Source organism: Limnohabitans sp. Jir72, from assembly GCF_003063575.1.
In the GTDB taxonomy this organism is placed as follows: Bacteria; Pseudomonadota; Gammaproteobacteria; order Burkholderiales; family Burkholderiaceae_C; genus Limnohabitans_A.
Genome location: NZ_NESC01000002.1, coordinates 271,228 through 294,842 on the forward strand (window position 1 = coordinate 271,228; position 23,615 = coordinate 294,842).

A 23,615-nucleotide genomic window follows, 5' to 3' on the forward strand; every position below is an offset into this window, starting at 1 on the left:
GCTCAGGCCTTCTTGCCAAACAAACCGCCCACCCAGCTCTTGAGCAAAGCCCAGAAGATGGCCAGACCGTTGATTTCGCGGGCCACCACGGGGGCTTTGGGCGCAGCGGCAGGTGCCGCAGCCTCACCACCCGATGCAGCACCCGATGCAACAGCAGAGGCATCCCCCGTTGCAGCCGTCGCAGCCGCAGGCGAACCCTCAGCCGCAGGCAAGGTCAGCGCGGTCTGGCGGAAGTTCTCGACAAACTGCGCCAGCAGCATGTCGGACACTTGCACCATCATGCGGCCACCGAATTGCGCGAACTTGCCGTTGACGATCACCGCGGCCTGGCCGTTCAGCACGCAGTGCGCCGGGTTGGCCGGGTCGGCGGTGATGATCGCGGTCAGGTCCATCGAGGCGGACGAGCCGCCCTTGTCAGCACCTTTGCCGCGCAAGACCATCTTGCGCTCAGCGGCCACGGCTTCGATCACGTCCACGGTGCCGCCGAACTGCGCGACAGCCGGGCCGACCTTGACCTTGACGCCGCCCTTGAACGAGGTCTCAGACAGCTGCTCGGTGATTTCGGCACCGGGCATGCAGTTGGCTGTCGCCTTCAGGTCGGTGAGCAAGGCCCACGCTCGTGCGGCATCCACATCGAGCGGGTATTGTTTGTCGAGTTTGACTTCCATTTTCTTTCCTGATTACAAATTTGCCCCGTGCTCGCGCAGCGCTTTCCAAGTGCGGAAAGCGTTGTGCGGCATGTCCAGGTGGGTGACACCCAGGTGCGAGAAGGCATCGACCACGGCCGAGGTGAAGGTGGGGATCGAGCCGACGTGGGGCGACTCGGCCACGCCCTTGGCACCCAGCGGGTGGTGCGGCGAAGGCGTCACGGTGTGGTCGGTTTCCCAATGCGGGGTTTCCACGAAGGTGGGCAAGAAGTAGTCCATCAGCGTGTTGCCCAGCAAGTTGCCCTGTGCATCGAACGGCATTTGCTGGCCCATGGCCACGGCAAAACCTTCGGTCAGTCCGCCGTGGATCTGGCCGTCGATGATCATCGGGTTGATGCGGGTGCCGCAGTCGTCCAGCGCATAGAAGCGGCGGATCTTGGTCTCACCGGTCGCACGGTCGATGTCCACCACACACAGGTAGATGCCGAAGGGGAATGTGAAGTTCGGTGGGTCGTAGTAGTGCACGGCTTCCAGGCCTGGCTCCAAGCCATCTGGTGGCTGGTGGTAGGCCTGCCATGCCACGTCGGCCATGGTCTTGAACTTGCTGTCGTCGCCCTTGACCTTGAAGCGGTCGACTTCCCAGTCGAGGTCGTTTTCGTTGACTTCGAGCATGTGGGCGGCGATTTTGCGGGCCTTCGCGTGGATCTTGCGGGCTGCCAAAGCAATGGCGGCACCGGCCACGGGGGTGGAGCGCGAGCCGTAAGTGCCCAAGCCGTAAGGCGCAGTCGATGTGTCGCCTTCTTCGACCTGAATCACTTCAGACGGAATACCCAGCTCGGTGGCGATGATCTGCGCGTAGGTGGTCTGGTGACCTTGGCCCTGCGTGATCGTGCCCATGCGGGCGATGGCGCTGCCGGTGGGGTGGATGCGAATTTCGCAGGAGTCGAACATGCCCACGCCCAAGATGTCGCACATCTTGGACGGGCCAGCGCCCACGACTTCGGTGAAGGTGACCAGGCCAATGCCCATCAGCGTGGGGCTGTTGGGGTCGGCGCGTTTGGCCGCTTGCTCGGCACGCAGACCTTTGTAGTCCACGGCTTCGAGCACTTTGTCGAGTGCCGTTTGGTAGTCGCCCGAGTCGTACTCAAAACCGAAGGCACTGGTGTAGGGGAACTGCTCTTTCTTGACGAAGTTCTTGGCGCGGATTTCGGCCTTGTCCATGCCCAGCTTTTGCGCCAGCACGTCGACCATGCGCTCGATCAAATACACGGCTTCGGTCACACGGAAGGAGCAGCGGTACGCCACGCCACCGGGGGCCTTGTTGGTGTAGACGCCCTTGACGCTGGCGTGTGCCGCAGGAATGTCGTAGCTGCCAGACACGATGTGGAACATGCCAGCAGGGAACTTGGTTGGGTCGGCACAGGCGTCAAACGCGCCATGGTCGGCCACCACGTTCACGCGCAGGCCGGTGATCTTGCCGTCGGCGGTGGCGGCCAGTTCGCCGTCCATGTGGTAGTCACGGGCGAAGGCGGTGGACGAGATGTTTTCGATGCGGTCTTCGACCCACTTGACGGGGCGGCCCAGCACGATGGAGGCCACGATGGCGCAGACATAACCGGGGTAAATGCCGACCTTGTTGCCAAAGCCGCCACCGATGTCGGGGCTGACGATGCGCACTTTGGACTCGGGGATGCCCGAGAGCATGGACACCACGGTGCGCACCACATGCGGCGCTTGCGAGGTGATGAAGGTGGTCAGGTCGCCCTTGATCGGGTCAAAGCTGGCCACGCAACCGCAGGTCTCCAGCGGGCAGGGGTGCACGCGGGGGTAGTACATGTGCTGCGACACGGTCACTTCGGCCTTGTCAAAGGCGGCGTCGGCGGCCGACTTGTCACCGGCATCCCACGTAAAGATGTGGTTGTGGTGGTCACGTTTGCCGTGGGCGCCTTCGGTCTTGCCGGCCAGGTCTTCACGGATCACCGGGGCGCCGGGCTGCAGCGCAGCATAGGGGTCGAGCACCACGGGCAGCTCTTCGTATTCGATCTCGACAGCTTCGACCGCATCGGCGGCGATGTAGCGGTCGTCGGCAATCACGATGGCGACTTCCTGCATCTGGAAGTGGACCTTTTCGTCGGCCAGCACAGCGGCCACGTCACCCGCGAGGGTGGGCATCCAGTGCAGTTTCAAAGGCTTCAAGTCGTCGGCGGTCAGCACGGCGTGCACGCCGGGAATGGCGAGCGCGGCTTCTTTGTTGATTTTGACGATGCGGCCGTGGGCAATGGGGCTGCGCACGATGTCCATGTGCAGCATGCCGGGCATTTTGATGTCATCGACATAGTTGCCCTTGCCCTGGATGAAACGGGCGTCTTCTTTGCGCAGGCGCGAAGCGCCCATGCCTGCCAGCGCGAGTTCGCGGGCTTCAGCGGTTTGTACCGGTGCGTTCATGTGTGTCTCCGATCAAATGGGTGTTCGCATCAAGCCGCAACGGGCTCTTGCAGTTTTTTGGCGGCGTACTGGACGGCTTTGACGATGTTTTGGTAACCGGTGCAGCGGCACAGGTTGCCGGCCATGCCGTGGCGGATTTCGTCTTCGCTCGGGTTGGGGTTCTCTTGCAAGAAGCGGTAGGCGCGCATCAGCATGCCGGGTGTGCAGAAACCGCACTGCAGGCCGTGCTCTTTGTAAAAGCCTTCTTGCACCGCGTGCAGCACGCCTTTGTTGGCCAGGCCTTCGACAGTGAGCACTTCCGAGCCATCGCACTGCACCGCCAGGTGGGTGCACGACTTGACCGATTGGCCGTCGATGTCCACGGTGCAAGCGCCGCAGTGGCTGGTCTCGCAGCCGATGTGGGCGCCGGTCAGGTTGAGTTCTTCGCGCAGGAAGTGGATCAGCAGGGTGCGCGGTTCAACGGCTTTTTCTTCTTTCTTGCCATTGACGGAAACGGTGACGAGTTTTTTGGACATGTTGTTTTCCTTTTGCTTTATGCGCAGCGCGACCAGGCTTTGTTCAGGGCGCGCTTGACCATTTCACCGGCCATGGCCGTTTTGTATTCCACGTCGCCACGCAGGTCTTCTGCGGGGTCGCAGGCGGCGATGGCGGCTTCAACGGCGGCTTGCACGTTGGCGGCGTTGAAGGGCTTGTTCAGCAAGGCGGCTTCAGCGGCTTCGACGCGCAGTGCGGCCGGGGCCACGTTGGTCAGGGCCACGCGCACATGGCTGACCTGGTCACCGGTCTTGCGGATCACCACGGCGCAACCGGCTGTGGCCCAGTCACCGGTTTTGCGCTTGAGTTTTTCGTAGGCGTAACCGGTGCCAGCGGCAAAGGCGGGCACGCGGATCTCGCACATGACTTCGTTTTCTTCGAGCAGCGTCATGTAGGTGCCGAGAAAAAACCCGTCAGCGGCCACGGTGCGGCGGCCGTTCGGGCCTTCCAGCACAAAAGACGCGTCGATCACGATGGACAGCGCGGGGTGGTCGTTGCCGGGGTCGCCGTGGGCGATGTCGCCGCCAATCGTGCCGCGGTTGCGCACCTGGGGGTCAGCGATCAGCTTGGCGGCTTCGCACAGCAAAGGCACTTTGGCTTGCAGGATGGGCGAGCTGATCAGCTCGTTTTCAACCGTCATTGCGCCGATCACCACGGTACCGCCTTCTTCGCGGATGCCCTTGAGTTCGGGGATGCGGTTGATGTCGATCAGGTGTTCGGGCTGGGCAAAGCGCAGCTTCATCATGGGCAGCAGGCTGTGGCCGCCGGCCAGCAGCTTGGCGTCAGAGCCCAATTGGCCGAGCAAGGCCACGGCCTCGCCGACGGTTTTGGGCGCGTGGTATTCAAAACGCGGTGGAATCATCAAGGTCTCCTGAGTTTTGTGAAAAACAACTCGGAGTATTGGCGAGAGTCCTTTTCCGACTGATGAGTCAGGTTTTAGACAAATTCACGGTTTATCGGCTCATTTACTGCACGAAACGCCTTCAATCGCGCACGAGACGAATAGATCGCTGCATGGCCCATTGGCAATCAGGGTATGTCCTTAGCTGAGGCCGAGCTGGGGATTTACCCTAGAAGTGACATCAGAGGCATCACAAACCCAAGGCCTGACGCAAGCGCGCCACCACCGATCGCGACACCGGCACAGCTTGCGCGCTCTTGCCTTTGAGCACCACATGCGTTTTGCTGCCCTCGCGTCCCAAGGCTTGAACCGCTTGCAAGTTGACAATGAAGCAGCGGTGCACGCGCATGAACTGCGCTGGATCGAGTCGCAGTTCCAGATCCCCAATGCTGAGGTTGCAAAAGTGATAACCCTCACGGGTCAGCACGCGGGTGTAATGCGCCTGCGATTCCAAAGACAGCACCTCACGGGTGTCGACAAAAGCAACTTTTTGGTTGGCCACCATCGGGATGCGCGACAAACGCATGTTCCTGGCGGGTGGCTCGGCGGGAGCTTGCTCTTGCCCGACGACTTGGGTCACGTCGTAAAACACCAGAGCAAACCCGGTGGTCACGCCTTGCGCATCACCAAGCCGGCTGACCTTGATCAGCAGCACCTGCTCAGGAATGTTGATGATCATCGTCATGGGCACCGCATTGGCCATGGGGCAACCCGACGCTTCATCCAACAAGAACTTCACCTTGGGTTTGGACCGCTCAGGATGGAAAGAAGTCACCAATTTGTCAAACGGTTGCTTGTCTTGCACGGGCAGCACGCGCCGCGCATAGTCGTTCATGGCGAGCACGTGGCGTTGCGCGTCCAAATGTATGACGCCAGCTTCGAACTTTTCAAACAAGTACAAGCTTGGATTCGCCGTGGTTTTTTGATCCATCGTTTTGCCTCCTGGCCATTGCGCCCAGTGGGGCCGATTCTGCCACCGCCGCCCAGGGCGGGCACGTTACCGGTCAGGCAGGGTGTAAAGTCATTTCTTCGTCCAGCTCTCTTGCGACCTTTTTTGGGACCCTCCATGAACGCCCCCTTGCACCTTGAAATGCCCGCAGGGCACCTAGACAGCGCACAAGCCTTGCGCGAAGTGACCCAAGCCTGGGACGCATCGATCCTGCCCGAGTTGAAGCAGTACATCGAAGTCCCGGCCAAGTCACCTGCCTTTGATGCCGACTGGGCCGCTCACGGGCACATCGACACCGTGGTCCGGCAAGCTGCCGATTGGGTGACAGCGCAAAAGGTCGAAGGCTTGACGCTGGAGGTCATCCGCTTGCCCGGTCGCACGCCGGTGGTGTTTTTTGAAGTGGCCGCTACACGCACGGCCAGTGAGGGTTCGGGTCAAACCGTGCTGATGTACGGCCACTTGGACAAGCAACCCGAATTCACCGGCTGGCGCAACGACCTGGGCCCGTGGACACCCACTTACGAAGACGGCAAGCTCTATGGCCGTGGCGGTGCGGACGACGGCTATGCGGTGTACGCCAGCATCACGGCACTGCAAGCCCTCAAAAGCCAAAAGACACCGCACCCGCGCATCGTCGGTCTGATCGAGACCTGCGAAGAATCGGGCTCTTATGACCTGTTGCCTTATGTGGACGCCCTGCGCACGCGCTTGGGCGATGTAGGCTTGGTGATTTGCTTGGACAGCGGGGCGGGCAACTACGACCAGCTGTGGCTGACCACCAGCCTGCGCGGCATGGCCAGCGGCACGCTCAAGGTGCAGATCCTGACCGAAGGCATCCACTCGGGCGATGCCTCGGGCGTGGTGCCGTCGAGCTTTCGCATCATGCGCCAGGTGCTGGACCGGCTCGAAGACAGCACCACCGGCCGCTTGTTGCCGCAGAGCTTTCACTGCGAAGTGCCTGCTGAGCGCATGGCGCAAGCCCAGGCCACGGCGGCGATTTTGGGTGACGAACTCTACAAGCGTTTCCCTTGGGCGACATATTCCTGTGACAGCGACTGCGGCGGCTCCACCAGCTTTGCGCTGCCCACCACCACCGACCCGGTGCAGGCCTTGCTCAACCGCACCTGGGCACCCACGCTGAGCGTGACCGGGGCCGATGGTTTCCCGGCCCTCAAGGACGCGGGCAATGTGCTGCGACCCTACACGGCCTTCAAACTCAGCCTGCGCTTGCCGCCGCTGGTCGATGCGGCCACTGCCGTGCAAGAGCTCAAGACCTTGCTGGAAGACAACGCGCCCTACCAAGCGCAAGTGACCTTTGAAAGCGGCGGCGGTGCCACCGGCTGGAACGCGCCCGACACCCAGCCTTGGTTTGAGCACGCGCTGAACCACGCCAGCCAGGCGCACTTTGGTGCCTCGGTGGGTTACATCGGACAGGGCGGCACCATCCCGCTCATGAACATGCTGAGCGCGGGCTTTCCGAAGGCGCAGATGATGGTCTGTGGCGTGCTGGGCCCCAAGAGCAATGCACACGGGCCCAACGAGTTTTTGCATGTGCCTTATGCCAAGAAGCTCACCGCCGCCGTGGCCGAAGTCATCGCCCGCATGCCATGAAAAACGTCAAACGCAGCACCTTGCAGGGTCAAGCCGGTCAACTGGCCGTGTACGACTGGCCCCTGCCGCAAGGCCCCATCAGGGGCACGGTGCTGCTGGTGCATGGCCTGGGTGAGCACACCGGCCGCTACGGGCATGTGGCCGAGCATCTGCGGCAATGGGGCTTTGCCGTGCGGGGTTACGACCACCAAGGCCACGGCCACTCTGATGGCGTGCGCGGCACGCTGCAGACCGAAGACGGCCTCTTGCAAGACCTGGCCACCGTGATCGACGACACTCGCGCCAAACCCGGCGTCAGCGATGCGCCCTTGATTTTGCTCGGCCACAGCATGGGCGGCTTGGTGGTGGCGCGGGCCGTGGCTGAACAGCTGCGTTATGTGGATGGCGTGGTCATGTCCTCACCCGCTTTGGGCACCTGGGCCAACCCTTTGCAAAAACTGCTGCTGGCCACCTTGCCCAAATACTGGCCCGACCTGTGCGTGGGCAATGGGCTGAACCCCAAGCTGATCGCCCGCGATGCGCAAACGGTTCAGCGCTACACGCTCGACCCGCTGGTGCATGACCGCATCTCGACCCGGCTGGGCGCTTGGATCTACAAAGAAGGTCCCAAAACCGTGGCTTTGGCCGCCGAGTGGAAAGTACCCAGCCTGTTGATCTATGCGGGGCAAGACCGCCTGGTGCACCCGGATGCCAACGCGGCCTTTGCCGCCAAGGCACCGGCATCGGTGGTGCACTCGCACTGCTTTGCACCGATGTACCACGAGATCTTCAACGACACCCGACGCCAGCTGGTGTTTGCGGTGCTCAAACGCTGGCTGGACGATCGCTTCGCTGCTTGAGGCCCAACCAGGCCAAGGCCAGGCCTGCCAAGGTGACCGGCACCAATGAGCCCACGTTCAACCAGGTCCAGCCGCCCGTGGTGACCAAAGCACCCGAAGCAAACGAGGTGACCGCCATGGTGGCGAACACGAAGAAATTGATGGCCGCTTGGGCGCGGTCTTTCTCTTCAGGACGCCAGGCCCGCATGGCCAAGGTGGTGCTGCCGGTGAACAGGAAGTTCCAACCCAGGCCCAACAGGAACAGCGCCACAATGAATTGGTGCAGCTCAATGCCCGACAAAGCCACCACAATGCACACAAAATTGAGCAACACGCCCACCGCCATGATGGTCAAGGTGCCGAATTTCTTGATCAAGTGCCCCGTGAAAAAGCCCGGTGCGAACATGCCGATCACGTGCCATTCCAGCACCAGCGCGGCATCGCTGAAACCAAAGCCACACACCTGCATGGCCAAAGGCGTGGCGGCCATGAGCAAGTTCATCACGCCATAGCTCAAAGCGGCAGTGGCCGCCGCCACGATGAAGATCGGCTGGCGCATGATTTCTGACAAAGGCCGACCCACCGCGTCACCGGCTTTTTTGGGCGGCACGGCTGGAAAGCGGATGAAGCTGATCACCACCAGCCCCAAGACGGCCACACCGGCCAAAGCCAGGTAGGCGCCCATGAAAGGCGTCTCGAGGATGCCCTTGGTGCGCGACGCCAGGTTGGGACCGACGATGGCCCCAATCAAACCTCCGGCCATGACCAGAGACACCGCTTTTTCGCGAAAGCTCTCAACCGACAATTCTGCCGCAGCAAAGCGGTACAACTGGCCATTGGCACTGTAGTAACCGGCAATCACCGTGGCACACACCAGCAACCAGAAGTTGTGGCTCCAGGCCGCATAAGCGGCCAGCAAGGCCGAGAAGAAAGCCACCAACAAGCCCAGCTGAAAGGAGATGCGCCGCCCAAAGCGCGACTGGGTCTTGGCCACCAGCCCGGTGGACAAGGCGCCGCCCACCACATAGCCCATGACGGGCAATGTGGCCATCCAGCCCAGCGGCGCCATGGACAGGCCCACGAGCCCATTGATGGCGATGAAGGTGACGTTGTTCGTGAAGAACAGGCCCTGGCAAAGGGTCAAAAGGATGAGGTTGGCGTTCATACCCTGCAGTGTATCGGAGGGTCAACGGGGTCACTGTCACACCCGCAGGCCTGTCAGCCCGTGCGCATGGCTCAGCGCAAAGTCAATGCGGCCAGCACCGCCAAAGGCGCTGTTTCGGCCCGAAGGACTCGAGGCCCCAAGGTCACTGGCACAAAGCCCGCGCTCAAGGCCAAGGCCTCTTCGGCAGGGCAGAGCCCCCCTTCCGGACCGCTGAGCAAGGTCACATCCATCTGACCTTGCACGGCTTCGGCCAAAGGTCGGGTGCCCTCTGACAAAGACAAAACCAGGCGCACGCCGGTGTCAGCGCCTGCCGGGTGCTGCGCCAGCCATTGCGCCAAGGTGCAGGCGTTGTCGATGCGGGTCACTCGGTTGCGGCCGCATTGCTCGGCTGCGGCCACTGCCACGCCTTGCCAATGGGCCAGTTTTTTGTCGGCACGCTCGCCCTTGAGCTTGAGCACACTGCGCTCGGCCATCACGGGCGTGATGCTGACGGCACCCAGCTCGGTGGCTTTTTCGACCAGCCAGTCCATGCGTTCATTGGCGGTGATGCCGGCCAGCAAATGCACAGCGCAGGGCGCTTCGCGTTCTATAGCGTGGTACGCGCCCACTTCGACCTCGACATCGCTGCGGCCCATGCGAGTCACCGTGGCGTCGAACTCACCGCCTTCGCCGTTGAACAAGGTGATGACATCGCCCGGCTGCATGCGCAAGACCTGCACATGGCGCGCAGCACCTGGCGGCAAGCTCAACGCCAGGCCGGTTTGCAATGGAGCGGGGCAATGAAAGCGCGGCATGCTCACATGCGCCCGTAGGCAAAACCGACCTGGGGCGTGGTGCCCTCGATTTCGTCGAGCACCTTGAGCAAGGGGCCCAGTTCGCGGTAGCGGTCACAGGCCTTGCGGATGTAGTGGATGAAGCGCGGCGCATCGGCCAAGTATTTGGGCTTGCCGTCGCGCAGTGTCAGGCGGGCAAAGATACCGGCCACCTTGAGGTGACGTTGCAAGCCCATCCACTCGACAGCACGGTAGAACGCACCAAAGTCGCTGTGCCAATCTTCAAAGTCCATCAGGCCGGCCTTGCGGGCTTTTTCCCAATAGCGGATGGTGATGTCGAGCACAAAGTCTTCTTCCCAGGTCAGGAAGGCATCGCGCATCAGGCTGGCGATGTCATAGGTGATGGGGCCATGCACCGCGTCCTGGAAGTCCAGCACGCCCAGCTGCTCACTCTGGTGCGGCATCATCAAGTTGCGCGGCATGTAATCACGGTGCACGTACACACTGGGCGCAGCCAGGTTGCGCTGCACGATCAGGGCAAAGGCCTTGTCCACCGTTTCTTTGTCCTGGCCTTGCAGCTGCACGCCTTTGTGCTGGGCCAGGTACCAATCGGGAAACAAGCTCAGTTCACGGCTCAGCAACGCCTGGTCATAGGGCAGCAACACACCGGGGCGCGAGGCCAGTTGCCACTGGATCAGCGTGTCCACCGCCTGCATGTACAGGCCATGGTTGGCCTGGGGGTCTTCGGCATCGATGGTCGACATCATGGTGGCGCTGCCCAGGTCGTTCAAGAGCATGAAGCCATGGGCCTCGTGCCAGTCCAGCACTTCGGGCACCCGCAGCCCCGCGTCCTTCATCAAAGCCGCGATCTTTACAAACGGTTGCGAATTTTCTTTGTCGGGTGGCGCGTCCATCACGATGCGGCTGTCGCCTGCCGAGGTGTCTACGCGCAGATAGCGGCGAAAGCTCGCATCGGCCGAGGCAATGCGCACCGTTGCGGGCAAAAGCCCCTGGGCGGATGCGATGCTGGCCATCCAGCTGTTGAACAAGGCTTGACGGGCCGGATCGGCCCAGCTGACTGCAGAAGTCACGGTGGGAGAGGAAGTAGGGTGGCTCATGGATAATCGCATTCTACAAAGCTCGCTCATGACACCTTCGCCGCTGCGAGCCCCCTTGCCATTCCTTATTTTCTGATTTGTGCTGACACCCTCTGCATTGCCCCGTCTGACGCTGACGGCTATTGCGCAACCCGCTTTGCGGGCTATCGCATTGGCTGTGCTGTGGGCCATCGCTGGCCAAGCTCACGCCCAAACAACAGGCCTGACTTTGCGCAAAAGCCCTGTGCTAGAAGAACGCATCTCTGAACGCCAGCGCACAGAAGGTGCCATTTTCGTTGGAGGGGAGCAGATCACCGCTCGACCCGACATGGACCTGGTCATCGAAGGCCAAGCCACAGTGCGCCGCCCTGGCTTGTCCATCAAAGCCGATCGCGTCGAATTCGATCAAAGCCAAGACATCGTGAACGCCACCGGTCACGTGCGCATCAGCCGCGACGGCAGCATGTTTGAAGGCCCCAGCATGAAACTGCAAGTCGATAGCTTTCAGGGAGCCTTTGAAAAACCAAACTTCGAAATTTACCGTGGAGGCGGCTATGGCGACGCTTCTCAGGTGGAGTTCATCGACGAAAAACGCCACATCATCCACCAAGCCCGCTACACAACCTGTCGCCGCACACCTGGCCCTGAATGGCTGCCCGAATGGTTTGTCAAAGCAGCACAAATGACCATCGACGAGGAAGAGTCAACGATTCAAGCCGAAGATTTGCAGTTGCGGTTTCATGACGTGCCCCTGATGAGCGCGTCGTCGGTCAGCTTCCCTTTGACCGGTGAGCGCAAGTCGGGCTTTCTGCCCACCTTGATCGGCGTCGACTCGACCAACGGTTTGAGCATGTCCCTGCCGTATTACTGGGACATTGCCCCCAACCGTGATGCCACCATCACCACAAATTTGATGAGCAAACGTGGCGCTTCAGTGGACAGCGAGTTTCGGTATCTGGAGCAAGACTACAAAGGCCAGGCACGCCTGAACCTGATGCCCTCCGACAGTCTGCGACAGCAATCGCGCTGGGGCTTGTCTACACAGCACAATGGCAGCTTCGACACGGGCCTGGATACGGTTGGCCGTGTCGGTCTGGGCATGACCCTCAACCGGGTGAGCGATGACAACTATTGGCGTGACTTCCCCCGTTCAGGGCTTGCCCTGACGCAGCGCCTATTGCCATCTACTGGCGTGTTGTCCTGGAGTCGTGGCGATTTCAGCATGACGGCACAAGTTCAGCGCTGGCAAACACTTCAAGTCGACACTGGTGCCATCACCCCACCTTATGACCGAGCGCCACAAATCACCATGCGTTACGGACAGTGGAATGCAGAAGGCTTGGACTGGTCGATCGTGGGTGACACCACCCGTTTTGAAGCGGATTACTCACGCATCCCCAACGTCTCAACGGCCACTTTGGCCAGCTTGCGCAATGGTGAGCGCAGCTATGTACAAGGCCAAGTCAGTCGGCCATGGATTCGGCCGTGGGGCTTCATCACACCTAAACTGCAGCTGCACGCCACTCGCTACTTGCTGGACAATCCTTTGGACTATGGCACAAGCGCGTTGAATCGCATTTTGCCCACCTTCAGTGTTGACTCAGGTTTGGTGTTCGAGCGTGAAACAAACTGGTTTGGCAAAGACATTTTGCAAACCTTGGAACCGCGTGCCTTTTATGCGCGCACGCCCTACCGCGACCAAAGCTTGTTTCCAATTTACGACAGTGGTGTCGCAGACTTCAACCTGTCCACGATCTACAGCGACAACCCCTATGTGGGGCAAGACCGCTTGGTGGATAACAACTCTCTGACTCTGGGCGTGAACACGCGGTTTTTTGATGCCACATCAGGCGCTGAGATGCTCAAATTGGGCGTAGCCCAACGTATTCGATTTGACAACCAATTAGTGGTTCTGGATCCCTTGAATCCCTTGAGCCCATCTACGTCACCCATATCCTCGGGCTTGAGTGACATGTTGCTGGGTGCTGGCGTGCGCTGGAACGATCGCTGGGCTTTCGACTCCACCGTGCAAGTCAACGCCCAAACCAGCAATGTCACCCGAACCACCCTGCAAAGCCGTTACAACCCGACACCTTACCGTGTGTTCAACACCGCCTATCGACTCAACCGCGGAGTGAGCGAACAAGTAGACATCGGATGGCAATGGCCGATCAATGACCTGTGGGGTGGCGGTGACAGCGAAACCGAATCCGCCTGGAGTCGCACCCGCGGCCAGGGTCTGGGGCCTGACCGCTGGTACAGCGTAGGCCGGGCCAACTTCAGCTTGAGCGAAAAGCGCCTCGTGGACACCATCGTCGGCTTCGAATACGATGCCGGATGTTGGCTGGGGCGCATTGTCTTTGAACGTCTGCAAAGCACGGTCAGCACGTCCAACACCCGACTGCTATTTCAAATGGAGTTTGTAGGCCTGGCCAGAGCAGGCTCCAGTCCGTTGCAAAGTCTGCGCAACAACATCACCAATTACCAATTCCTGCGCGACAGCACAGCACAACCGAGCCGCTTCCAGACATATGAATGATCACTTTTCCTCCGCACGCTCTGCTGGATTGAGCTGCATCTTGGCCTTGACCAGCTTGCTGAGTTCTCTCAACTTGGCCGCGCAAAATGTGCCCAACAGCCCTCGTCAAGCCGACTTCATCGTGGCCGTTGTCAACTCCGAACCTATCACCAACCAGGATGTGCAAGCCCTGCGTCAACGCATGACACGTGAGACGCCAGGTCGTGGGGCACCCAGCTCAGACACAGCCCAGCTTAACCGCCAAGCATTGGAGCAATTGATCAATGAGAAGGCTCAGCTGCAGCAAGCCCGTGAAAGTGGCATCAAGATCGAAGATGAAGCGATTGATCAAGCCGAAATGAACGTTGTGACCAACAACCAAATTACGCGTGACGAATTTCGCAAACGCCTGGTGAAAGACGGTTTAACGGTCAAAGCCTTTCGCGACCAATTGCGTGACCAACTCATGCTCACTCGCGTGCGCGAGCGCGAGGTGGAAACCCGTGTCCGTGTGAGCGACATGGAGGTTGAACAGTACCTGCAAGCACAGATTCAGGCACAAGGCGGTCAAGCCCCGATTGAATTGAATTTGGGCATGATTCTGGTGGCAGTGCCCGAAAACAGCAGCAGCGTGCAAATCAAGGCACTTCAAGAGCGCGCCGAGGATGTTGCACGCCGAGCCCGAAGTGGGGAGAATTTTGTCAATTTGGCCCAGAATTTTTCTGATACAGCCGACAAGGGCATCAATGGCGGCGAAATGGGACTTCGCGCTGCTGAGCGTTATCCAGACTTGTTTGTGAACGCCACACGAAACCTGCGTGTTGGTGCCATCTCTGCAGTTGTGCAATCCGGTGCCGGTTTTCACATTCTCAAAGTGATCGAGCGCCGCCAAGGTCAAGCCACATGGATGGTGACGCAGACGCGCGCTCGCCATATCTTGCTTCGCCCCTCAGCCCAAATGTCGCAAACCCAAGCCATTGCACGCTTGAACGATGTGCGCCAAAGCATCATCGCAGGCAAAGCTGACTTTGCCTCGTTGGCACGGCAGCTCTCCCAAGACGGTAGCGCCTCTCAAGGCGGTGATTTGGGGTGGGTCAACCCCGGCATGTTTGTGCCTGAGTTTGAGCAGGTGATGAACGGCCTTCGCCCTGGCCAATTGGCAGAGCCTCTGGTCTCCCGCTTTGGCGTGCACTTGATTGAGGTCACAGACCGCCGCAACGCGCCACTGTCAGATCAGGACCAGCGCACAGTTGCACGCAATGCCTTGCGCGAGAAGAAGCTCGAAGAAGCCTACACCAGCTGGGTCGATGATGTGCGCAGCCGCGCCTACGTCGAGATGCGCGAGCCGCCCCAATGAAACACATCGCCCGCAAACGTTTCGGTCAGCACTTTTTGACCGACGGCGGCATCATCGATGCCATCGTGGACGCCATTGGCCCACAAGCGGGCCAAGCCATGGTCGAGATCGGCCCGGGTCTGGCCGCGCTCACACAACCTTTGGTCGAGCGACTGGGTCACCTGACCGTGATCGAACTCGACCGCGATCTGGCGGTTCGCCTGCGCTTGCACGAGCAACTGACCGTGGTCGAGTCGGACGTGCTCAAGGTCAACTTCACCGAGCTGTCGCACGCCATGCTGGCCGCGCAGACCACTGCAGCCAAAGCGGGCAAGATCCGCGTTGTGGGCAACTTGCCCTACAACATCTCCACGCCCATCTTGTTTCACTTGCTCGAGCATGTGGCGGTGATCGAAGACCAGCACTTCATGCTGCAAAAAGAAGTGATCGACCGCATGGTGGCCCGGCCCGCCACCTCGGACTACAGCCGCCTGTCTGTGATGCTGCAATGGCGGTACGACATGGCCAACGTGTTGTTCGTACCGCCAGAAAGCTTTGATCCTCCACCTCGCGTGGACAGCGCCGTGGTGCGCATGGTGCCCCTGGCCCAACCACCGGTGGTGAACGTCAAGACCCTGGAGACTTTGGTGCAGGTGGCTTTCAGCCAGCGCCGCAAAATCTTGCGCAACACCTTGGGCAAATGGCTTGATGAAAAAGGCTTTGCGGGCACTTTCGATTTGCAGCGCCGCGCTGAAGAGGTGCCGGTGGCCGAGTTTGTAGCCCTGGCACAAGCGGTCTGAACCCACGGGTACCGCTGACATCTGCCTTTGTAGGAGCCCACCCCGTGGGCGATTTCTCGCATACCTCATGAAATCGCCCACGGGTGGGCTCCTACACAGATCCGAATCCAGCGCTTGCAGACGAACGACCATCCATCAATGAAAAGTGAGGCGTTCTGCAGATGCGCACATGCGCCTTGGCCAAAGAAAAAGCCCGTCAATGACGGGCTTTGTCATGGGTGCCAACAAGTGGCTCAACGCACAGATCAGGCGGCTGCGAGCCAGTAACCTGCGTTGAATGGGCTGCTCATGCGCAGCGCCAAGGGCGACACGTCGACCAGTTTGTCGGTCGGCATTTTTTCGCCTTCTTCGACCGATTCGGCCACTTCGGCTTCTTCGGTTTGTGCCTCAATCGCCCGTCCTGCTTGGCTGTTTTGCGCAGAACGGGCTACAGAAAAGAATAGAAGCATCGGAAGGGTATCTTCCTGTCTCCCCAGTAATCGGCCGTGTCACGGAAGATGTCCAACAACTGCTCGCGGGCTTCCTTGTCGAACTTCAAGTTGGCGGGAATCGACTCCAGCACCACAATGAAGCCCGGTTGCGGGCCCGACTTGTGCAGCGGGTCGGTCATGCAGTCGTACAAAGCATCAAAGTTCTTGCCGAAGTGCGAAGGCAGTGTGAATTGCGCGCCAATCAGATCCAACACGTCTTGTTTGCTCTGGGCTTCGGCCAAGTTGGCATACAAAAAGTGATGACCCAAACCTTGGGCGGCTTCCTGCAAATCGCTCACGCGGTAAGCGCGAATCGACTGCACGATGTTCGACCGCACGCCCTTCAGGGGCGGCTCTTGGTCATGACGAATCGGCTTGTCCATCTCCGTGGTTCTTTCTCTTAAAAATCAGTTCTTATCAACAATTTCGCGAAAACTCGCGTAATGGTCCTGGGTGTAGTAACAGGCTCTCGGCTTGCGAGGCTCCTGTCCACCACACACGATGCGTCGGGCGCCGCGATCACGCGAACCGGGGGTCTTGACGGTGTATTCACGGTAGTAGCCCCGATCTTGCCGAGGCAACTGACGTTCACGATTGCCAAAAACAACCCCGTCCTTTTCGTAAAGAAAAGGACCACCCTGACGGATGAGTTGGTAAGTGGCTTGCCCTTCTCGCGGCAAATCTGCCACCGAGAGGCTGGGTGAAGTTGTTGCGTCGGTAGTGGTTTTGGATTGCACCAAAAGAGTGCCAACCATCAACATGGCCCCGAAAAACACTGCTAACCAGCGTTTAAACCCGCGGCTTTGCTTCACTGCCTTCATGAAAACACCTTTCAAGAGCTCCGGGTTAACCCGAAAACTCGAAGGCGCTAGTGTGATGCAATTGTCACAAAAATGCAAGTCCTTGCATGTTTAATGAGCAGCGATTTCAAGGGTTCAGCGCCTGTAAGTTAGCACTTGCAATCAAGAATGCTCTCAACGAGCAACGTTTGCATCTGCCACCGTCAAGGCCGTCATGTTCACAATGCGTCGCACCGTGGTGCTGGGGGTCAGGATGTGCACCGGCTTGGAGGCCCCGAGCAAGACCGGGCCCACAGCGATGTTGCCGCCCGCTGCTGTTTTGAGCAGGTTGTAAGCGATGTTGGCCGCATCGATGTTGGGTAAAACCAGCAAATTGGCGTCCCCTGCCAAAGTGCTGTTGGGCATGATGGCGCGGCGCGCAGCCGCATCCAGAGCCACGTCGCCGTGCATTTCGCCGTCGACTTCCAGCCAAGGCGCGTTGCTGCGCAACAACTCCAGCACCTCACGCATCTTGACCGCGCTGGGCTGGTTGGACGAGCCAAAGTTGGAATGCGACAGCAAAGCCGCTTTGGGCTTGAGGCCGAAACGGCGCATTTCTTCGGCGGCCATCACGGTGATCTCGGCCAATTGCTCAGCCGTCGGGTCGTAGTTCACGTGGGTGTCCACCATGAAGACCTGGCGCCCAGGCAGCATCAAGCCGTTCATGCAGGCGAAGGTGTTCACGCCCTTGCGTTTGCCCACCACCTGATCGATGTAGCTCAGGTGCATCGGGTTGGTGCCCCAGGTGCCGCAAATCATGCCGTCCACGTCGCCTTTGTGGAGCAACATGGCGCCAATGAGCGACAAACGACGGCGCATTTCAATCTTGGCGATCTGTTGGGTGATGCCCTTGCGCTCGGTCATGCGGTGGTAGGTCTGCCAAAAATCGCGGTAACGGTGGTCCATCTCGACGTTGACCACGTCGTAGTCCAGCTCTTCTTTCAGGCGCAGGCCAAATTTCTCGATGCGCTCGGCGATCACCGCGGGGCGGCCAATCAGGGTCGGACGGGCAATGCCCTCGTCCACCACGATCTGGGCAGCGCGCAAGACGCGTTCTTCTTCGCCCTCGCTGTACGCAATGCGTTTCTTCAGGGCACGCTTGGCGGCCGTGAAAATCGGCTTCATCATGGTGCCCGAGGCGTAGACAAAGCCTTGCAGGCGTTCACGGTAAGCGTCCATGTCGGCAATGGGGCGCGAAGCCACACCGCTTTCGGCTGCGGCTTGGGCCACGGCCGGGGCGATCTTCATCATCAAGCGCGGATCGAAAGGCTTGGGGATCAGGTACTCAGGCCCAAACGCCAGGGGCTCGCCCACGTAGGCTGCTGCCACCACTTCGCTTTGCTCGGCCTGCGCCAGCTCGGCAATGGCGTACACCGCAGCGATTTCCATCTCCAAGGTGATCGTGGTCGCACCACAATCCAGCGCACCACGGAAGATGTAGGGGAAGCACAGGACGTTGTTGACCTGGTTGGGGTAATCGGTGCGGCCCGTGGCCATGATGGCGTCGTCGCGCACCGCTTTCACATCCGCCGGATCGATCTCGGGGTTGGGGTTGGCCAGCGCGAAGATCAGCGGCTTGGCCGCCATTTTCTTGACCATGTCCTGCTTGAGCACGCCACCGGCCGACAGGCCCAAAAACACGTCCGCACCTTCGATCACTTCGGCCAGCGTGCGCTGATCGGTTTTCTGCACGAACTGGATCTTGTCTTCGTCCATCAGCTCGGTACGGCCTTCGTAGACTACACCAGCCAGGTCGGTGACCCAGATGTTCTCACGTGGAATGCCCAGCTTGACCAGCAGCCCCAAGCAAGCCAGCGCCGCAGCGCCCGCACCCGAGGTGACCAGCTTGATCTTTTTCGGGTCTTTGTCCACCACCTTGAGGCCGTTCAGAATGGCCGCGCCCACCACAATGGCGGTGCCATGCTGGTCGTCGTGAAAGACCGGGATCTTCATGCGCTCGCGCAGCTTGCGCTCGATGTAAAAGCAATCGGGCGCCTTGATGTCTTCGAGGTTGATGCCGCCAAAGGTCGGCTCCAGCGAGGCAATGATCTCGACCAGTTTGTCCGGGTCTTTTTCGTTGATCTCGATGTCGAACACGTCGATGCCCGAGAACTTCTTGAACAAGACGCCCTTGCCTTCCATGACGGGTTTGCTGGCCAGCGGGCCGATGTCGCCCAAGCCCAGCACAGCGGTGCCATTGGTCACCACGCCCACCAGGTTGCCCCGGCTGGTGTACTTGAAGGCATTGGCCGGGTCCTTGACGATTTCTTCGCAAGGTGCCGCCACGCCGGGCGAATAGGCCAAGGCCAAGTCGTGCTGGTTGACCAACTGCTTGGTGGCCGCGATGGCGATTTTTCCGGGGGTGGGGAACTCGTGGTACTCGAGTGCGGCTTTGCGCAATTGGGCGCGTTTTTCTTCGGCTTGGAGCTTGTTGCTCATGGTGATCTCCATCGTGTCATCGATCAGACATTTCATCTGGTGATATTGGTTTTCCCATTGTAGTCCGCCAAATTGACGCGCAACACTTGCTAAATCGGCGTACTGAGTGAGTTGGCTTTTGACTTTTACGCACAGATCAGACGGTACGCCTGCTGTGCATCAGCGCAAATGCTTCCATGCTTTGTGGCCCAAGGCCTGCGCGATCGACACCGCCCGAGGGCCCGGCACCACCGTGAAAGACTCACCAGCGCGCAATGTGCCTGCGACATCCACGGCCAGATAAAAACCGCACCGCCCGCTTTGCACCATGTGCTTAGAGGCTTGGGTGTAGCCCATCACCGCGTTGAATTTGCCACAAGGCTCGCGTGGCTGGGTGACACGCAGCACCACCTCGTCAAAGCGCAAGAGGTCACCGATGAACACCTGGTCCTCGAGCACGCCTTCCAAGCTCAGGTTCTCCCCCAAATATCCAGGGGCCAAAGGCTCGTCGAACAAGGTCACGCCTTGCGTTTGGCGTTGTGCCTGCCACCAGGCAAGGTGCTCAAACGGCAAGGCATAGATGGCTTTGCTCAGCCCGCCATGCACACTCAAATCCGACTGCTCATCGCCCACCAGCCCCAGAGGCCCGGCCAAGGCCTGCGCCACAGCGGTCTTGCCAATGGCCGACATGAGTTTGCGATCGCCCACCTTCAATGGCCGGACCGTGCCGGTTTGGATGGAACGCAAGCGACCGGTCACAATCAGCCCTTCATCAAGGCTTCGATCTCGTCGGCCTTGACCGGTACATCGCGGGTGATCAGCTCACAACCCGTCTCGGTCACGATGGCGTCGTCTTCGATGCGGATGCCGATGTTCCAGAACGGCTCGGGCACGCCTTCGGCAGGGCGCACATACAGACCCGGCTCGATGGTCAACACCATGCCCGGCTGCAGGATGCGGCTCGGACGGTCCTTGATGGTCTCGCCACTGAGCGGGTCTTTGCGCTCGCTCACCTGGCCCACCTGCGAAGGCTCCACATAGCTGCCGCAATCGTGCACATCCATGCCCAGCCAGTGGCCGGTGCGGTGCATGTAGAAAGGGAAATAGCTGCGGTTGGCGATCACGTCCTGCACGCTGCCGACCTTGTTTTTGTCGAGCAGGCCCAAGTCCAGCAAGCCCTGCGCCAGCACGGCCACGGTGGCCTCGTGCGGGTCCACGAAGCGGGCACCCGCTTTGGTGGCCGCCACGGCCGCGTCTTGCGAAGCCAGCACCAGGTCATACAAAGCGCGTTGCGGCCCGGTGAATTGGCCATTGGCCGGGAAGGTGCGGGTGATGTCACTCGCATAACCATCGAGCTCGCAACCGGCATCGATCAACACCAACTCGCCATCGCGGATGCGGCCTTCATCGGCGCGGTAATGCAGCACGCAGGCATTGGCCCCGCCTGCGACGATGGAACCATATGCCGGGTACTGCGAGCCGTGCTGACGGAACTCGTGCAGCAGTTCGGCTTCCAGGTGGTATTCCCGCACGTCTTGCCCGGCGCGCAGCATGGCGGCGCTGCGCTGCATGGCGCGGATGTGGGCGCGTGCACTGATCTGCGCAGCGCGTCGCATGATGTCTTGCTCGTGCGCGTCTTTGACCAGACGCATCTCGTCGAGCAGGCTGCACAGATCGCGCTGCAAGTCCGGGCACAAAGCGCCAAAGCGCACACGGGCGCGCACCGACTGCAGCCAGCCGTCCACACGACCTTCCAACCCTGCATGTGTGGCAAACGGATACCAAACGGTGCTGCGGTTTTCGAGCAGCTTGGGCATCTGCGCGGCCAACTCGGCCGACGAAAACGCCTTGCTCACCCCCAGGGCCGCAGGTGCTGCATCTGGCCCCAAACGGATGCCATCCCAGATTTCACGCTCCAGGTCCTTGGGCTGGCAAAACAAGGTGGTCTCGCCCTCAGCCGTGATCACCAACGTGGCATGGGGTTCGGTGAAACCGGTCAGGTAATAAAAATAGCTGTCGTGCCGGTACAGAAAGTCGCTGTCGCGGTTGCGCTGCCGCTCCGGTGCGGTGGGAACGATGGCGATACCGCCAGCGCCCAGCTGGGCGGCCACGCGGGCACGGCGTTGGGCGTACAAATGAGCAGGTGTAGAAGTCATACGCTTTGAACAGTCAAGATGGTCCTCATTATGGGCGAGCAGTTTGATGGCACCTCATGCGTTGAGCTGCGCCAAGCGCTCAGGTGTGCCCACATCGGTCCAGGCGCCCGCATACACCTGGCCGGACACCTGACCGCGGTCCATGGCGCCACGCAACAAGGGTGCCAGCGCCAGCGCCACGCCCGCTGGATTGCCCGCAGGCAAACCGCAGTCCGCAAAAAATGCGTGTTTGTACAAGGCGATGGTGCTGAAGGTGTAATCGCAAGCCGCTGCGCCCTTGGGCAGGTTCAGCACCGCGCCTGTGGGCGAAAGGCCAAAGTCCCCGCCCGGGTTGTGCGCCGGATTGGGCACCAACCACAGATGGGCCAACTTGTCGCTGGCGGCAAACCGCCTGACCGCCTCGGCAGAAAACACAAAATCAGGCGCAAACACATCGCCTGCCACCACCCAAAACACCTCGGCCAACTGCGGCAGAGCCCGCACGATGCCGCCCGCGGTTTCCAGCGCATGCCCAAAGTCCTCGCCTTCATGGGAGTAGGTCAAGTCGACCGGCGGCAGCCCATCCCACACAAGCTGCTGGCCAAAGTGCGCGGGAATTTGCGCCCCCAGCCAGGCGGTGTTGATCAACTGCCGGGTGAAGCCCTCGCGGGCCAAGGCCTGCATGGGCCACTGCATCAAGGGCTGTCCGCGCACGGTCAGCATGGGCTTGGGGGTCGCATCGGTCAAGGGGCGCATGCGCTCGCCGCGGCCTGCGGCCAACACCATGGCGCTGGCCAACTGCAAGGGGGCTCCGATGGGAGGAACAGGGCTTTGAACAGAATCATCCATCCCCCGATGTTGCCATGTCCTGTAGGCGTCAAGCCCTGCGGCCTGCACCTTGGAAATTCAAGGACCCGACTGCTAAAGTGTCCCAACACGGCGCAGCCAGCCCCCATGGCATGGCACAGCCCCTGCTGGAGACTTGCACATGACCCGACCTCTTCCCAAAGTGATCGCCGCCAGCCAGGCCGCGTCGCAGCGACTGGCCGACCGGCATACCCCGTTCATCATGGACGATTGGTACGTGGCCGCTTTGGGCGAGGAAGTCAAAGACCAGTTGCTGGCCCGCACCTTGTTGGGCCAGCGTGTCGTGCTCTACCGGACGACCCATCGGCAAGTGGTCGCGCTGGAAGACCGCTGCCCGCACCGCTCCATGCCCTTGTCGGCCGGCACTTTGGAGCACGACACCATCGTGTGCGGCTACCACGGCTTTCGCTTCAACACCGAAGGCAACTGCATCGAGGTGCCCTCGCAAGCCACATGCCCTGCGAACATCGGCATCAAAAGCTACCGCACCCATGAACGCGGGCCGGTGGTCTGGATCTGGATGGGTGACCCGGACAAGGCCGACTTGAGCAAACTGCCGCCCCAGGACTGGCTGGAAGACCCCCAATGGGAAACATCGCAGGGCTACTTGTCCCTGCAAGCGAGCTATGTGCGCCTGCATGAGAACTTGCTGGACCTGACCCACCTGAGTTTTCTGCACGCCAAAAGTTTTGGCACGCCGGATTACGCCAAAGCCGCTTTTGAAACCGAAATCAGCGAAGGCCAGTTTGCGCTGCTGCGCAACGTGGTGCCAACCACCTTGCCGCCTGTTTGGGGGGTGCCCACGGGCCTGACCGGCCAGGGCCAGGCGGCACGCATTGTGCGGTCCGAGTTTCGCAGCGTCGGTATCCATGAGGTGTCGGTGTCTTTTTACGATTGCCATGTGCCCGAGTCGGCGCGCAAAACCTTTCGCATCCGCACCGCGCACATGCCCACGCCCGAAACGGCAACCAGCACGCATTACTTCATCGTGCATGGACGGGACTTTGCGCAGCAGGACAAAGCCACCACGCAATTCATGCACGACCAGCTGTTTGTGGCCTTCCAAGAAGACGTGGTCGGGCTGGCCCTGCAAGAGCAAGCTCTGGAGGCCACTGCGCCCGAGGATTTGTATGAATTTTCGGTGGCCGCAGACGCACCCTCGGTGGCCATGCGCCGCTATCTGCTGGCACGCCAGCAAAAAGAATCCCAGGACCGAAGCACCCCCTGAGCGTTGCAGACCGCCAGCCCAGCTCCGAAACGGCCCGGCCAATCGCCCGTTAAAATCTGGGGTT

General features: G+C 60.5%; 21 protein-coding genes. 6 read left to right on the forward strand and 15 right to left on the reverse strand.

Annotated elements, in window-relative coordinates:
- Window positions 1-2: 2 nt before the first annotated feature.
- The 5 genes from B9Z52_RS04335 to B9Z52_RS04355 form a co-directional block, all read right to left on the reverse strand.
- Window positions 3-668 (reverse strand): CoxG family protein, encoded by a 666-nt coding sequence (locus tag B9Z52_RS04335; protein ID WP_108412609.1) that lies wholly within the window; start codon window positions 666-668, stop codon window positions 3-5.
- Between the two features lie 12 nt (window positions 669-680).
- Window positions 681-3,092: an aerobic carbon-monoxide dehydrogenase large subunit gene (locus tag B9Z52_RS04340; protein ID WP_108412610.1), complete on the reverse strand. Its 2,412-nt coding sequence runs from the start codon at window positions 3,090-3,092 to the stop codon at window positions 681-683.
- Between the two features lie 29 nt (window positions 3,093-3,121).
- The gene (locus B9Z52_RS04345; RefSeq protein ID WP_053169257.1) at window positions 3,122-3,607 is read right to left on the reverse strand and encodes a (2Fe-2S)-binding protein; all 486 of its coding nucleotides are present in this window, start codon (window positions 3,605-3,607) and stop codon (window positions 3,122-3,124) included.
- Window positions 3,608-3,624: 17 nt separating this feature from the next.
- Window positions 3,625-4,488: a xanthine dehydrogenase family protein subunit M gene (locus B9Z52_RS04350; protein WP_108412611.1), complete on the reverse strand. Its 864-nt coding sequence runs from the start codon at window positions 4,486-4,488 to the stop codon at window positions 3,625-3,627.
- A gap of 229 nt (window positions 4,489-4,717) precedes the next feature.
- Complete coding sequence (locus B9Z52_RS04355; RefSeq protein WP_108412612.1) at window positions 4,718-5,458, reverse strand: LytTR family transcriptional regulator; 741 nt, start codon at window positions 5,456-5,458, stop codon at window positions 4,718-4,720.
- A 135-nt stretch (window positions 5,459-5,593) separates the two neighbouring features.
- On the opposite strand from B9Z52_RS04355, the gene B9Z52_RS04360 reads away from it, so the two are divergent.
- Together B9Z52_RS04360 and B9Z52_RS04365 are read left to right on the forward strand one after the other, a co-directional pair.
- A complete protein-coding gene (locus tag B9Z52_RS04360) occupies window positions 5,594-7,087 on the forward strand; it encodes a M20 family metallopeptidase (protein ID WP_108412613.1) in 1,494 nt (497 codons plus the stop codon).
- Complete coding sequence (locus tag B9Z52_RS04365) at window positions 7,084-7,926, forward strand: alpha/beta hydrolase (RefSeq protein WP_108412614.1); 843 nt, start codon at window positions 7,084-7,086, stop codon at window positions 7,924-7,926. Before B9Z52_RS04360 ends, B9Z52_RS04365 begins: the two co-directional genes overlap by 4 nt.
- Here B9Z52_RS04365 and B9Z52_RS04370 read toward each other — a convergent pair.
- The 3 genes from B9Z52_RS04370 to B9Z52_RS04380 all read right to left on the reverse strand — a co-directional run bounded on the left by B9Z52_RS04370 (window position 7,892) and on the right by B9Z52_RS04380 (window position 10,961).
- Window positions 7,892-9,070: an MFS transporter gene (locus tag B9Z52_RS04370; RefSeq protein WP_108412615.1), complete on the reverse strand. Its 1,179-nt coding sequence runs from the start codon at window positions 9,068-9,070 to the stop codon at window positions 7,892-7,894. The genes B9Z52_RS04365 and B9Z52_RS04370 overlap by 35 nt on opposite strands.
- Window positions 9,071-9,141: 71 nt before the next feature.
- Window positions 9,142-9,864 (reverse strand): 16S rRNA (uracil(1498)-N(3))-methyltransferase, encoded by a 723-nt coding sequence (locus tag B9Z52_RS04375; RefSeq protein WP_108412616.1) that lies wholly within the window; start codon window positions 9,862-9,864, stop codon window positions 9,142-9,144.
- Window positions 9,865-9,866: 2 nt separating this feature from the next.
- Entirely contained in the window at window positions 9,867-10,961 is a 1,095-nt protein-coding gene (locus tag B9Z52_RS04380; RefSeq protein WP_108412617.1) for an aminoglycoside phosphotransferase family protein, read from the reverse strand.
- 79 nt (window positions 10,962-11,040) lie between these two features.
- On the opposite strand from B9Z52_RS04380, the gene B9Z52_RS04385 reads away from it, so the two are divergent.
- The 3 genes from B9Z52_RS04385 to rsmA are packed head-to-tail and all read left to right on the forward strand — an operon-like array spanning window position 11,041 to window position 15,594.
- Window positions 11,041-13,479, forward strand: coding sequence for an LPS-assembly protein LptD (locus B9Z52_RS04385; RefSeq protein ID WP_233251806.1), 2,439 nt, complete (start codon window positions 11,041-11,043; stop codon window positions 13,477-13,479).
- A 40-nt stretch (window positions 13,480-13,519) separates the two neighbouring features.
- Window positions 13,520-14,815 (forward strand): peptidylprolyl isomerase, encoded by a 1,296-nt coding sequence (locus B9Z52_RS04390; protein ID WP_233251807.1) that lies wholly within the window; start codon window positions 13,520-13,522, stop codon window positions 14,813-14,815.
- Window positions 14,812-15,594 (forward strand): 16S rRNA (adenine(1518)-N(6)/adenine(1519)-N(6))-dimethyltransferase RsmA, encoded by a 783-nt coding sequence (gene rsmA, locus B9Z52_RS04395; RefSeq protein ID WP_108412619.1) that lies wholly within the window; start codon window positions 14,812-14,814, stop codon window positions 15,592-15,594. The genes B9Z52_RS04390 and rsmA overlap by 4 nt, the downstream gene beginning before the upstream one ends.
- A gap of 245 nt (window positions 15,595-15,839) precedes the next feature.
- On the opposite strand, the gene B9Z52_RS17580 is transcribed toward rsmA, so the two are convergent.
- The 7 genes from B9Z52_RS17580 to B9Z52_RS04425 form a co-directional block, all read right to left on the reverse strand.
- Window positions 15,840-16,043, reverse strand: coding sequence for a hypothetical protein (locus tag B9Z52_RS17580; protein ID WP_146182784.1), 204 nt, complete (start codon window positions 16,041-16,043; stop codon window positions 15,840-15,842).
- Window positions 16,022-16,447: a barstar family protein gene (locus B9Z52_RS04400; RefSeq protein ID WP_108412620.1), complete on the reverse strand. Its 426-nt coding sequence runs from the start codon at window positions 16,445-16,447 to the stop codon at window positions 16,022-16,024. Before B9Z52_RS04400 ends, B9Z52_RS17580 begins: the two co-directional genes overlap by 22 nt.
- A gap of 24 nt (window positions 16,448-16,471) precedes the next feature.
- Window positions 16,472-16,885, reverse strand: a complete 414-nt coding sequence (locus B9Z52_RS04405; RefSeq protein WP_108412621.1) for a ribonuclease domain-containing protein — start codon at window positions 16,883-16,885, stop codon at window positions 16,472-16,474.
- A 153-nt stretch (window positions 16,886-17,038) separates the two neighbouring features.
- Window positions 17,039-19,342, reverse strand: a complete 2,304-nt coding sequence (locus B9Z52_RS04410) for an NADP-dependent malic enzyme (RefSeq protein ID WP_108412705.1) — start codon at window positions 19,340-19,342, stop codon at window positions 17,039-17,041.
- A 159-nt stretch (window positions 19,343-19,501) separates the two neighbouring features.
- Window positions 19,502-20,068, reverse strand: a complete 567-nt coding sequence (locus tag B9Z52_RS04415; RefSeq protein ID WP_233251808.1) for an MOSC domain-containing protein — start codon at window positions 20,066-20,068, stop codon at window positions 19,502-19,504.
- A 14-nt stretch (window positions 20,069-20,082) separates the two neighbouring features.
- Window positions 20,083-21,477, reverse strand: coding sequence for an aminopeptidase P N-terminal domain-containing protein (locus B9Z52_RS04420; RefSeq protein ID WP_108412622.1), 1,395 nt, complete (start codon window positions 21,475-21,477; stop codon window positions 20,083-20,085).
- A gap of 54 nt (window positions 21,478-21,531) precedes the next feature.
- Window positions 21,532-22,242, reverse strand: a complete 711-nt coding sequence (locus B9Z52_RS04425; protein ID WP_108412707.1) for a nucleotidyltransferase family protein — start codon at window positions 22,240-22,242, stop codon at window positions 21,532-21,534.
- A gap of 202 nt (window positions 22,243-22,444) precedes the next feature.
- Between B9Z52_RS04425 and B9Z52_RS04430 the strand changes: the two genes are divergently transcribed.
- Entirely contained in the window at window positions 22,445-23,551 is a 1,107-nt protein-coding gene (locus B9Z52_RS04430) for an aromatic ring-hydroxylating dioxygenase subunit alpha (protein WP_108412623.1), read from the forward strand.
- The last annotated feature ends 64 nt before the right edge of the window (window positions 23,552-23,615 follow it).